Source organism: Kribbella jiaozuonensis (assembly GCF_005233875.1).
Classification (GTDB): domain Bacteria; phylum Actinomycetota; class Actinomycetes; order Propionibacteriales; family Kribbellaceae; genus Kribbella; species Kribbella jiaozuonensis.
In genome coordinates, this window is sequence record NZ_SZPZ01000007.1 from 228,016 (window position 1) to 239,233 (window position 11,218).

10 protein-coding genes, 1 pseudogene and 1 riboswitch are annotated in these 11,218 nt (G+C 69.4%); of the genes and pseudogenes, 6 read left to right on the forward strand and 5 right to left on the reverse strand.

Annotated elements, in window-relative coordinates; genetic code table 11:
* Positions 1 to 5: 5 nt before the first annotated feature.
* Positions 6 to 374, forward strand: coding sequence for a nuclear transport factor 2 family protein (locus tag FDA38_RS42530; protein WP_170990022.1), 369 nt, complete (start codon positions 6 to 8; stop codon positions 372 to 374).
* Positions 375 to 376: 2 nt separating this feature from the next.
* A riboswitch (ZMP/ZTP riboswitch) is annotated at positions 377 to 453 on the forward strand.
* A gap of 13 nt (positions 454 to 466) precedes the next feature.
* Positions 467 to 1,354: pseudogene (locus FDA38_RS39640) on the forward strand (5-aminoimidazole-4-carboxamide ribonucleotide transformylase); the annotation flags it as partial.
* On the opposite strand, the gene FDA38_RS39645 reads toward FDA38_RS39640, so the two are convergent.
* From FDA38_RS39645 to FDA38_RS39665, 5 genes are all read right to left on the reverse strand, one after another.
* Positions 1,344 to 1,877, reverse strand: coding sequence for a phosphotransferase-like protein (locus FDA38_RS39645; RefSeq protein ID WP_137259340.1), 534 nt, complete (start codon positions 1,875 to 1,877; stop codon positions 1,344 to 1,346). The pseudogene FDA38_RS39640 and the gene FDA38_RS39645 overlap by 11 nt on opposite strands.
* A gap of 19 nt (positions 1,878 to 1,896) precedes the next feature.
* Positions 1,897 to 4,143, reverse strand: coding sequence for an MMPL family transporter (locus tag FDA38_RS39650; RefSeq protein ID WP_137259341.1), 2,247 nt, complete (start codon positions 4,141 to 4,143; stop codon positions 1,897 to 1,899).
* Between the two features lie 143 nt (positions 4,144 to 4,286).
* Positions 4,287 to 4,550, reverse strand: a complete 264-nt coding sequence (locus FDA38_RS39655) for a MoaD/ThiS family protein (RefSeq protein WP_137259342.1) — start codon at positions 4,548 to 4,550, stop codon at positions 4,287 to 4,289.
* Positions 4,547 to 5,641 carry a WD40/YVTN/BNR-like repeat-containing protein gene (locus tag FDA38_RS39660; protein WP_137259343.1) on the reverse strand — a complete coding sequence of 365 codons (1,095 nt, stop codon included), beginning with the start codon at positions 5,639 to 5,641 and terminating at the stop codon, positions 4,547 to 4,549. Before FDA38_RS39660 ends, FDA38_RS39655 begins: the two co-directional genes overlap by 4 nt.
* 10 nt (positions 5,642 to 5,651) lie before the next feature.
* The gene (locus FDA38_RS39665) at positions 5,652 to 6,581 is read right to left on the reverse strand and encodes a 2-hydroxyacid dehydrogenase (RefSeq protein WP_137259344.1); all 930 of its coding nucleotides are present in this window, start codon (positions 6,579 to 6,581) and stop codon (positions 5,652 to 5,654) included.
* 54 nt (positions 6,582 to 6,635) lie between these two features.
* On the opposite strand from FDA38_RS39665, the gene FDA38_RS39670 reads away from it, so the two are divergent.
* From FDA38_RS39670 to FDA38_RS39685, 4 genes are all read left to right on the forward strand, one after another.
* The gene (locus FDA38_RS39670; RefSeq protein WP_233715198.1) at positions 6,636 to 8,015 is read left to right on the forward strand and encodes an FAD-binding oxidoreductase; all 1,380 of its coding nucleotides are present in this window, start codon (positions 6,636 to 6,638) and stop codon (positions 8,013 to 8,015) included.
* Positions 8,012 to 9,298 carry an SAM-dependent methyltransferase gene (locus FDA38_RS39675; protein WP_137259345.1) on the forward strand — a complete coding sequence of 429 codons (1,287 nt, stop codon included), beginning with the start codon at positions 8,012 to 8,014 and terminating at the stop codon, positions 9,296 to 9,298. Before FDA38_RS39670 ends, FDA38_RS39675 begins: the two co-directional genes overlap by 4 nt.
* A gap of 55 nt (positions 9,299 to 9,353) precedes the next feature.
* Complete coding sequence (locus FDA38_RS39680; protein ID WP_233715199.1) at positions 9,354 to 10,454, forward strand: PQQ-dependent sugar dehydrogenase; 1,101 nt, start codon at positions 9,354 to 9,356, stop codon at positions 10,452 to 10,454.
* Between the two features lie 73 nt (positions 10,455 to 10,527).
* Entirely contained in the window at positions 10,528 to 11,052 is a 525-nt protein-coding gene (locus FDA38_RS39685) for a general stress protein (protein ID WP_137259347.1), read from the forward strand.
* Positions 11,053 to 11,218: the final 166 nt, after the last annotated feature.

Genomic DNA, 11,218 nt, shown 5'->3' on the forward strand with positions numbered 1-11,218 from the left:
CGACCGTGGACCAGCTCGAGGCATACATCGACGGATGGCGGCGGCACGACAAAGCCGCCGTACTCGAGACGCTGACCGACGACTGCGTCGTGATCGAGTGCTACGGGCCGGTCTACCGCGGCAAACCGCGGGTCGAGCAGTGGATGGATGCCTGGTTCGGCGCGGGCGGGACCGTCGACGCGTGGGAGATCACCTCGCGGGCCGCGGCCGGCGACGTACTGGTTGCCGAGTGGCATTTCGAGTGCACGTGGAAGGGCGAGCTCGGCGCGTTCGACGGGGCGACCGTCGCGCGGCTCGGCCAGGGGCGTATTGCGTATCTCCGCGAGTACGCGACGACGGCACCGCTGTACGACTGGACCGGTGTGTGGACGTAGGCTGAGGGCAGCGCGACTGGCGAGGGTGGGTTACCACCGGGGAGCGAAGAGTAAGGCGTCGTCCGCCTGGGCGCCTCCGAACGAGTTCGGAGGTTGTCGTGCGTTATGGGATGAATCCGCATCAGTCGGCTGTGATGGAGCCGGTCGGGCGGGCGCCGTTCGCAGTTGTCGCGGGTGCGCCGTCGTATATCAACGTGCTTGATGCGTTGACCGGGTGGCAGCTGGTTCGGGAGGCGGCAAAGGCGTTCGGTACGCCGTCTGCCGCGTCGTACAAGCATGTGTCGCCGGCCGGGGCGGCCCTCGGCGGGAGCGTGGTCGAGGCCTATACCCGGGCGCGGGACGCGGATCCGAAGTCGTCGTACGGCGACTTCGTGGCGGTCTCGCATCCGGTCGACGCGGAGCTGGCGGCTCTGTTGAAGCGGGTCGTGTCGGACGGGATCATCGCGCCCGGGTACGACGAAGGCGTCGTCGAGGTCCTCGCGGCGAAGAAGCGCGGCACGTACCTCGTCCTCGAGGCGGACCCCGACTTCGAACCGCCGGCCGAGGAAGTACGCGAGATCTACGGCATGCGCCTCACGCAGCAGCGCGACGACCTGCCGTTGCCCGCTGACCTCTCCGATGATCTGAAGCTCGGGATGATCGTTGCCCGGTACACCCAATCCAACACCGTCGTGCTGGTGAAGGACGGCATGACCATCGGCGTCGGGGCCGGTCAGCAGTCCCGCGTCGACTGCACCCGGCTCGCCGGCGAGAAGGCCGCGCTCTGGTGGTCCCGTCGTTCGAGCGAGCCACTCACCGGCGTGTCGATGGTGTCCGATGGCGCACTCCCCTTCGCCGACAACGTCGAGGAAGCACACCGGTACGGCGTGACGCACATCGCCGAGCCGGGTGGTTCGATCCGCTCAGCTGAGGTCGCCGCCGCGTGCGCGGAGTATGGCATCAGCTGGCGTGCGACCGGCGTACGGCTGTTCAGGCACTGAGCAGGTAGTCGCCGGAGGCAACAGCTTTGCGGACCTCGGCGGCCGTGGCGGCGGGATCGAGCATCGACGTGTCGATCGCGTGCGCCTCGAGCTCGCCGAGGTCCGCGAACGCGCCGTGCAGCCCGGTGAGCGCGTCGACGTCGGTCAGCTCGACCCCGTCGCGCGCCTGACCACGCCGTAGCGTCGTGTCCAGGTCCGGACGCAGTACGACGTACGACATCCGCCACTCGGCCGCCGCCGCCCGGAACGGGCCGAGGAACCACGGCCCGATGATCCCGTCCACCACGACGTCGTACCCGCCGCGCGTGTAGACGCCCACGGTCGCGACGATCGCGTCGACGACCACCTCGTTCTGGTGCTGTGCCTCGGCCAGCCACGGCGCGACGAAACCGGTGCGGATGGCGCGGTAGAACTCGTCGGTCGTCAGATGCACCGTGGGACCGGATGCGTCGGTGGCGACGAGTCGTGCCACGGTGGTCTTGCCCGAGCCGGACGGGCCGGTCAGCAGAAGCACATCGCTCATGCCGACCGACCGTACCCGGTTACACGTGCTCGACCTCCCGAGCCGGCTGCGGCGGCGGTTGCGGGCCGCCCTCAAGTTGGATGTCGGGGACGATGCGGTCGAGCCAGCGCGGCAGCCACCACGCCCGATCGCCGAGAAGCGTCATCACCGACGGCACCAGGATCATCCGGACCACGCTGGCGTCGATCAGTACCGCGACCGCCATGCCGACGGCGAGCATCTTCACCGTCGGGTCGTCGTCCAGCACGAAGCTCAGGAAGACCACGATCATGATCGCGGCCGCGGTGGTGATCACCCGGGCCGTCGCGCCGATCCCGATCGCCACCGCGCGATGGCTGTCCTTCGTCGCGATCCACGCCTCGTGCACCCGCGACAGCAGGAACACCTCGTAGTCCATCGACAGCCCGAACACGATCGCGAACATCAGCATCGGCACGAACGACGGGATCGGCACCTTCTCGTCGATCCCGACCAGAGACGATCCCCAGCCCCACTGGAAGACCGCCACGATCACGCCGTACGCCGCGCCGACCGAGAGCAGGTTCAGAATCGCCGCCTTCACCCCGATCAGCAACGAGCGGAACGCGACCGTGAGCAGCAGGAACGCGAGCACCACGACCGCCCCGATCAGCCACGGCATCCGGCTGCCGACCTTCTCGGTGAAGTCGACGTACCCGGCCGTGGTGCCGACGACGTACGTCGGTTCCTGCTGGCCGGACAGCACGTCGTCGCGGATCCGGTTGACCAGGTCCTCGGTCTCCGCAGCCGACGGCGAGGTGGTCGGGATGACGTTGATGATGGCTGTCGTACCAGCGCTGTTCGTGCTCGGCGGCTGGACCGCGGCGACCCCCGGCGTCTTCTGCAAGGTCGATGAGAGCCCGGTCAGCAAGGTTTGCTTGTCACCTGAGGACGGCAGTTGTACGACGACCGTCAGCGGACCGTTGGCGCCGGGGCCGAACCCTTGCGCGATCAGGTCGTACGCCTTCCGGCTCGAATCGGCGGCCGGATCGGTGCCGGCGTCGAGCTGGCCGAGGTTCATCGACAGCAACGGGATCGCGAGGACGAGCAGCACCAGCGTCGCGGCGATGCCGTACGGCCACGGCCGATCGCTCACCTTGCGACCCCAGCGGGCGAACGCGCTCTGCTCGTGCTTGGCATCGCGGCGTTCGCGTTCCTCCAAGCGGTGCTCCGCGATCGCCGTCTCGTCCGGGAGCGACGACTCCAACTCACGCTCCTCGGCGAGGTGATGCCGGTCCTTGCGATTGAGCACAGTGAACTTCGCCAGGCCGAGCAGCGCCGGGATCAGCGTGAGCGCAGCCAGCACGGTGACCGCGACCACGATCGCCGACGACAGACCGAGCGCGCCGACGAACGGTACGCCGGACACGTACAGCCCGAGGATCGCGATCACGACGGTGCCCCCGGCAACCAAGATCGCCGCGCCGGAGGTGGACTCGGCCCGGCCCGCCGACTCGACGACCCCCATGCCGTCGTCCAACTGCTCTCGATGCCGCGACACCAGGAACAGGCCGTAGTCGATCGCGACACCCAGCCCGAGCAGGGTCGCCACCGTCGGCGCGGAGACCGGGAAGTCCTTGACGGCCGCGAGCAACCCGAGGACCGCCAGCCCGCCGCCGACGCTGAAGACCGCCGACACCAGCGGCAGTCCGGACGCGACCACGGATCGGAACATCAGGAACAGCAGCAACAGCGCGAGCGCGAGACCGATCGCCTCCGACGGCCCGTCGTCCGCCTGCTTCCCGATCTGGCCGGTGCCCCCGCCGTACTCGACCTGGAGCCCGGCGGCCCGGGCCGGCTGGACGGCCGCGTCCAGCTTGTCGACGTACGACTTGTCGAGTGACGCCGGCACGACCGAGAACGACACCGGCGCGTTGACGATGCTGCCGTCCTTCGAGATGTACGCCGTCTGCGAGGTCGCCAGCGGATCGATGGCGGTGACGACGTCGGGCAGCTTGCCGACGGCCTCCATCGACGACTTGACCGCGTCGGCGTGCTCGGACACCGTGCCGGTCTTGGCGTGGAAAACGATCGAGCCCGAGTACCCGCCGGCGCTGGTGAAGTCCTTGTTCAGGATGTTCAAACCAGCGGACGATTCACTGCCCGGGACCGTGTAGTTGTTGACGTACGTCCCGCCGAACGCGGACCGCAGTACGAACAGACCGACCACGACCACCAACCAGCCCGCGATCACGAACCAGTGAAAGCGTGCCGCTCCCCGGCCGAGCCGATCCAGAAATGCGTGCATAAGGCGCCCCTCCCCCAGGGCGCCCCCCAGGCGACGGCCCAGCCGTCGGCCCCTTCGGGCGAATGTAAATCGGCACCGGCCAGGCCCACAACCCTTCGGCACCGACAGTCACCACAACGCCATCGCCTGGTGACAGCGGGTTCTCAGCCGCCGGCAACGCTCGGCAGGACCAGGAGCTCGTCGCCGTCGGCGAGCGGGGTGTCGAGGCCGTCCAGGTCGCGGATGTTGTCGTCGCGGAGATAGATGTTCACGTGCCGACGCAGGCCGCCCTGCTCGTCGGTGAGCCTGCGGCGCAGCGGCGACTCCAGGGCCGCGAACGCCTCGGCGACCGTCGTGCCCTCGACCTCCACCCGCTCGGCGCCGCCGGCGAACGGGCGGAGCACGGTGGGCAGGCGGACTGCGATCATCCGACCACCGCGGCGCGCACCGTGAGCACGTCGGGGAGGTGGCGGGCGACCTCGACCCAGGTGTCGCCGGCGTCGGCGCTCGCGTAGACGCAGCCGTCGCGCGTGCCGACGTACACGCCGGCCGGGTTCGCGGCATCGGTGGTCAGCGCGTCCCGCAGTACCGGCACGTAGGACACGTCGGGCAACCCGGCGGAGAGGGCCTCCCAGGTGGAGCCGGCGTCGCGGGACCGGTAGACGCGGCATTTCGCCTCGGTCGGGATCCTGTTGCCGTCCGCAACGAGCGGGAATACGTATACGGTCTCGGGCTCGTGCGGGTGCACCACGATCGGGAAGCCGAAGTCCGACGGGAGCCCGTCCGCGATCGACTTCCAGATCTCCCCACCGTCGTCGGAGCGGTAGACGCCGTGGTGGTTCTGCGCGAACAGCCGCTCGGGTACGTCGGGATGCCCCGCGAGCTTGTGCACGCACTGACCGAACTCGGGGTCGGGATCCGGCATGAAGTACGCCTTGATCCCGTGGTTCGCCGGCGACCACGACGTACCGCCGTCCGTGGTCTGGTAGACGCCGCCGGTCGACATCGCCACGCTGACGCGATCAGGATCGGACGCGTGCGGGAGCACGGTGTGGACAGCCTGCCCGCCGAAGCCGGCGTCCCACTGGGTCCGGTGCGGGTGGTCCCACAGCCCGCGGACGAGCTCGAACGTCACTCCCCCGTCGGTCGACATCCACAGCGCGGACGGCTGCGACCCGGCGTACACGACACCCGGCTGACCGGGAGGCGCCGGCTGGATCTGCCAGACCCGCTCGAGCGAGGCACCGGCGTCGGCCGGGAACCCGATCGAGCCCTCCGGCGGCTCGGCCCAGGTCGCGCCGAGGTCGTCGGAGTGGAAGACCGCCGGACCCCAGTGCTCGCTGGTGCCGCCGACGAACAGCCGCGGCTGGTCGCCGCGCGTGTCGATGCCCACGGCGTACACACCCTGCATCTCGAACTCCGGGACCGGCCCGTCCAGCCGCCACTCCGTGCGGGCGGCGTCGCTCCGGCCGATCCAGAGACCCTTCTTGGTCCCGATCAGCAGTACGGCCTCGGACATTCTTGCCCTCCTAGCGTTGCGGACCTGCCACGACGTTGATCAGCGGCTCACCGGATGCGTAGCGCTCGAGCTGCGCGCGGACCAGCCGGGCCACCCGCGGCGCGAACGCCGTCGACGCGCCACCGCGATGCGGATTGATCAGTACGTTCGGAGCTGACCACAGCGGATGTCCGGTCGGCAACGGCTCAGGGTCGGTCACATCGAGGGCGGCTCTGATCCGCCGCGTGCGGAGCTCGGTCAGCAGGGCGTCCGTGTCCACGACGACACCGCGCGCGACGTTCACCAGCAGCGCGCCGTCCTTCATGCTCGCCAGGAACTTGGCGTCCACCATCCCCGTCGTCTCCGGAGTCGCCGGCGTCAGCAGTACGACGACGTCCGCGCGCGGCAGCAGCTCCGGCAGCTCACTCGTCGGGTGTACGCCGTCGCGCTCCCGCCGGGCCACCCGGATCACCTCGCACTCGAATCCGCTCAGCCGCCGTTCGAGCGCCTCGCCGATCGCGCCGTACCCGAGGATCAGCACGGTCCGGTCTGCGAGCGAGTCGTCGACCTCGTCGTACGAGTCCGGCCAGATCTCCCGCTCCTGGTCGCGGACCGCCCGGGGCAGCCGCCGGTACGACGCCAGGATCAGCCCGACCGCGAGCTCCGCCGTCGAGGCGTCATGTACGCCGCGCGCATTGCACAAGGTCACGCCCTCGGCGAGCCGCGACTGGACGTGCTCGAACCCGGCCGTCTGCAGCTGGACGACCTTCAGCGCGGGCATCTCGCGGACGATGTCGAGCACGTCGCCGCCGCCCATGTAGCTCGGCACGTAGAACTCGACCTGGTCCAACGACGCCGGCCGGTCGCCGCCGGCGTAGAAATCCACGTCGTAGCCCTTGGGCACGCCGCGGAGGAAATCGTCGGGGTCCTCCCAGGGCAGCCAAGCCTTCACGTCAGCCATGTGACGAACCTACTATCCCGTGCCGGACGCGGTGCATCGTCGTACTCTGGATCGGTGCCTTCGACATCGGATCTGGCGGCGACGCTCGCACACGATCAGGCCGTCGGGCGGCTGCGGGAGTCGTACGAGCGCATCCCGCAGGGCGACCCGGTCCGGCTGGCGAAGCGCTCTTCGAACCTGTTCCGGCCGCGAACCGAGCTCGACCGGCCCGGCCTGGACGTATCCAAGCTGACCGGCGTGATCAGCGTCGACCCGGCCGCCCGGACCGCCGACGTCCAGGGCATGTGCACCTACGAGGACCTGGTCGCGGCGACCCTGCCGTACGGGCTGACGCCGATGGTCGTGCCGCAGCTGAAGACGATCACGCTCGGCGGCGCGGTGACCGGGCTCGGCATCGAGTCGTCGTCGTTCCGGGCCGGCCTGCCGCACGAGTCGGTGCTCGAGCTCGACATCCTCACCGGCGCCGGCGACCTCGTCACCGCGCGCCCGGACGGTGAGCACACGGACCTGTTCCGGATGTTCCCGAACTCGTACGGCACGCTCGGGTACGCGACCCGGCTGCGGATCGAGCTCGACAAGATCTCGCCGTACGTCGCGCTCCGGCACGTGCGACTCGGGCTCGACGAGCTGGCTCCGGCGATCGACCAGATCGTTGCCTCCAGCACGTACGACGGCGAGCCGGTGCACTTCGTCGACGGGGTCGTGTTCAGCCCGGCCGAGGCGTACCTGACGTTCGGCCGCAACAGCGACGCCGCCACCCGGACCAGCGACTACACCGGCCAGCAGATCTTCTACCGCTCGATCCAGCAGCGGCAGCAGGACTTCCTCACCGCGCACGACTACCTGTGGCGGTGGGACACCGACTGGTTCTGGTGTTCCGCGGCCTTCGGCGCGCAGCAGCCCGTCGTACGACGGTTGTGGCCTCGACGCTGGCGGCGGAGCGACGTGTTCCACAAGATCGTCGGCTTCGAGAACCGGCACGGTTGGATGGCAGGTCTGAACCGGCGCCGCGGGCAGCCGGATCGTGAGCGGGTCGTCCAGGATGTGGAGATCCCGGTCGAGCGGCTGGAGGACTTCCTGCGCTGGTTCGACGCCGAGGTGGGTATGCGGCCGGTCTGGCTGTGCCCGCTGCGGCTCCGGGGGTCCGCGGCCTGGCCTTTGTATCCACTCTCGCCCGGCGAGACGTACGTGAACGTCGGCTTCTGGGGCACCGTGCCGATCGCCCCCGGCGCCTCCGACGGCGATGTCAACCGTCGCATCGAGGCGGCCGTGACCGAGTTCGGCGGGCACAAGTCGCTGTACTCCGACGCCTACTACGACCGAGACACCTTCGACCGGCTCTACAACGTCGCAGCGCTGGCCGAGGTGAAGAAACGCTACGACCCGGATGCCCGGCTCACCGGGCTCTACGAGAAGGCGGTGACGCGCCGATGACGACGCTCGCACATCAGGTTTCGATCGCTGATGCCCTCACCACTGTGCTCCCCGACGGGCTCCCGTTCCGCTTCACGGCGTACGACGGCAGCGCGGCCGGACCGGAGGACTCGCAGATCCACATGCACCTGGCCACCGAGCGCGGGTTGTCGTACATCCTGACCGCGCCCGGCGACCTCGGCATGGTCCGTGCGTACGTGATGGGCGACCTGGAGATCACCGGCGTCCACCCCGGCAACCCGTACGAGCTGATGCGGCTGATCCTCGACAGCTTCCACTTCCAGCGGCCGTCCGCCGCGGAGGCGCTGCGGATCGTCCGCGGTCTCGGCTGGAGCCACCTGAAGCCGCCGCCTCCCCCGCCGCAGGAGCATCTGCCGAAGTGGCGCCGTACGTTCGAGGGGCTGCGGCACTCGAAGGCGCGGGACAAGTCCGCGATCCACCACCACTACGACGTGTCGAACACGTTCTACGAGTGGGTGCTCGGGCCGTCGATGACGTACACGTGCGCTGTCTACCCGACGGCTGACGCGACGCTGGAAGAGGCGCAGTACGAGAAGTACGACCTGGTCGCGCGGAAGCTCGACCTGAAGCCGGGGATGCGGCTGCTCGACGTCGGCTGCGGCTGGGGCGGGATGGTCCGGCACGCGGCGCGCGAGTACGGCGTACAGGCGCTCGGCGTGACGTTGTCGGCGGCGCAGGCGGAGTGGGGTGCCGCCAAGATCAAGGAAGACGGGCTGGAGGACCGGGCCGAGGTGCGGTACCTCGACTACCGCGACGTACCCGAGCGGGACTTCGACGTGGTCAGCTCGATCGGCCTGACCGAGCACATCGGCGTACGGAACTACCCGTCGTACTTCGGGTTCCTGCTGGACCGGCTGAAGCCGGGCGGCCGGCTGCTCAACCACTGCATCACCCGGCCGGACAACCGCTTCCGCCACACCGGCGCGTTCATCGACCGCTACATCTTCCCCGACGGCGAGCTGATCGGCTCCGGCCGCATCATCGCCGAGGCCCAGGACGCGGGCTTCGAGGTCCGCCACGAGGAGAACCTGCGCGAGCACTACGCCCTCACGCTGGCCGCCTGGAACGACAACCTCGAAGCCCACTGGGACGAGGCCGTCGCCGAGGTCGGCCCCGCCACCGCCAAGATTTGGGGCCTCTACCTCGCCGCCAGCCGCGCCGGCTTCGAACACAACACCATCCAGCTCCACCAGGTCCTCGCGGTGAAGCCCGACGAGCGCGGCAACTCGCACTTCCCCCTCCGACCCACCTGGGGAAGCTGAACCATTCGTTGACCTGCGGTGTAGTAAGTAGGCAGGTCTAACGGAGGAGATTGGCGTGCGCGGTCGGGCTGCTGTGGTGGTTGCGGCGTTGACGTTGGTGAGTGGGTGCTCGGAGGCGACTCCGAGCAGTTCGGGGTCTACTTCGGCGCCGCCGAGCAGTGCGAGCACGGTTGGTGGGCCGGCGGCGGTGACGTTGACGGTGGCCTCGACGGTGGCGACCGGGATCGAGGTGCCGTGGGGGCTGGCGTTCCTGCCGGACAAGAGTGCGTTGGTGGCGGAGCGCGACTCGGGGAAGGTCAAGCGGATCGCCGGTGGGCAGGTGTCGGAGGTCGGCACGGTCGATGACGTGAAGTCCTCGTCCGAGGGTGGGCTGCTGGGGCTGGCGGTGGATCCGGGGTACCCGGGCAAGCCGTACATCTACGCGTACTACTCGGGCGGGGACGACAACCGGATCGCGCGGATCACGTACCAGGACGGGAAGCTGTCCGACCAGCAGGTGATCCTCGAGGGGATCCCGAAGGCGGCGATCCACAACGGCGGGCGGCTGCGGTTCGGGCCGGACGGATTCCTGTACGCCGGGACCGGGGACGGCTCGGACCGGCCGAACTCGCAGGACGACAACTCGCTCGGCGGCAAGATCCTGCGGATCACCACCGACGGGAAGGCTGCGCCGGGGAACCCGGACGGGCGGGTGTGGATCACCAAGGGGCATCGGAACGTGCAGGGGCTCGCATTCGACGGGAACCAGCTGTACGCCGCGGAGTTCGGGCAGAACACCTGGGACGAGCTGAACGTGATCACCCCCGGCTCGAACTACGGCTGGCCGGCCGCGGAGGGGATCAGTCAGCTGGACGGGATGACCGATCCGATCGCGCAGTGGCACACGGCCGACGCGTCGCCGTCGGGGATCGCGTTCGCGCAGGGGCACATCTTCATGGCGTCGCTGCGCGGGGAGCGGCTGTGGGCGATACCAGTTGCCGACGGCAAGCGAATTGGCGAGCCGCAGGCGTTCTTCACCAACAAGTACGGGCGGTTGCGTACGGTCGAGGTGGCGCCGGACGGGTCGTTGTGGGTGACGACGTCGAACACCGACGGCCGCGGGCAGCCGCGGGACGGCGACGACCGGATTCTGCGCGTGACTATCGGCACGTCTTAGGTCGTCAACCGTTTCAAGTCTTGGGTCGTCTGGTACTTGTGAAGTAAGCAGACGACCTGAGGAGGAGATCGGTATGCGGACCGGCCAGGGGCCCGGCGTTCCCAGCAGTGTGATCGCTGCGGTGAGCACCTACGAGGATGCTCAGCGGACAGTGGATTACCTGCGAAGTTACGGGATGGACGCGGCCCGCCTGGAGGTGGTCGGCGCCGGACTCCGCCAAGCAACCAGACACCGGACCGTCCCGGTCGCACGGCTCGCGGGCGTGGGCGCGCTGAAGGGCGCGGCCCTCGGCGTACTCGCGGCCGTCTTCACCACGCTGGTCGCCGAGACGACGCTCAACGGTCTGGCCGTCGTGGTCTGGGGCTTCGTGTACGGCGTGATCGTCGGGCTGCTCTGGGGTCTGTTCCGCGGCCTCATCCGCAACCGCCCCGAGGCGACCATCACCCAGACCCTCCCCACCAGCTACGAGGTCCGCTGCCCCACCGACGACCTACCCGTAGCCCAAACCCTCCTCGCCGACGCTGCCGACGTAGAAGACGGCCGAGTCGAACGCGAAGTCATCGCGAACGCCACCACAGAACACAAGAACGCCGCCTAAAAAGCACCCGCCCCTCGCTCCGCTCGGGGCGGGGGTGGGTGCTGAGCCGCGCAAGCGGTGGGGTGGTGTGTGCCCGGTGGGCGCTCGGGGCGCCGGAGCGGGGTGGGCGTGATGAGCCGCACCAGGTGCCGGGGTGGTGCGCCCCGTGGGGGCGCTCGGGGCGGGG

Coding starts and splice junctions, on each gene's coding strand:
- FDA38_RS39645 (WP_137259340.1), bottom strand. CDS start 1,877: ATGAGCGATGTGCTTCTGCTGACCGGCCCGTCCGGCTCGGGCAAGACC.
- FDA38_RS39650 (WP_137259341.1), bottom strand. CDS start 4,143: ATGCACGCATTTCTGGATCGGCTCGGCCGGGGAGCGGCACGCTTTCAC.
- FDA38_RS39655 (WP_137259342.1), bottom strand. CDS start 4,550: ATGATCGCAGTCCGCCTGCCCACCGTGCTCCGCCCGTTCGCCGGCGGC.
- FDA38_RS39660 (WP_137259343.1), bottom strand. CDS start 5,641: ATGTCCGAGGCCGTACTGCTGATCGGGACCAAGAAGGGTCTCTGGATC.
- FDA38_RS39665 (WP_137259344.1), bottom strand. CDS start 6,581: ATGGCTGACGTGAAGGCTTGGCTGCCCTGGGAGGACCCCGACGATTTC.
- FDA38_RS39675 (WP_137259345.1), top strand. CDS start 8,012: ATGACGACGCTCGCACATCAGGTTTCGATCGCTGATGCCCTCACCACT.
- FDA38_RS39685 (WP_137259347.1), top strand. CDS start 10,528: ATGCGGACCGGCCAGGGGCCCGGCGTTCCCAGCAGTGTGATCGCTGCG.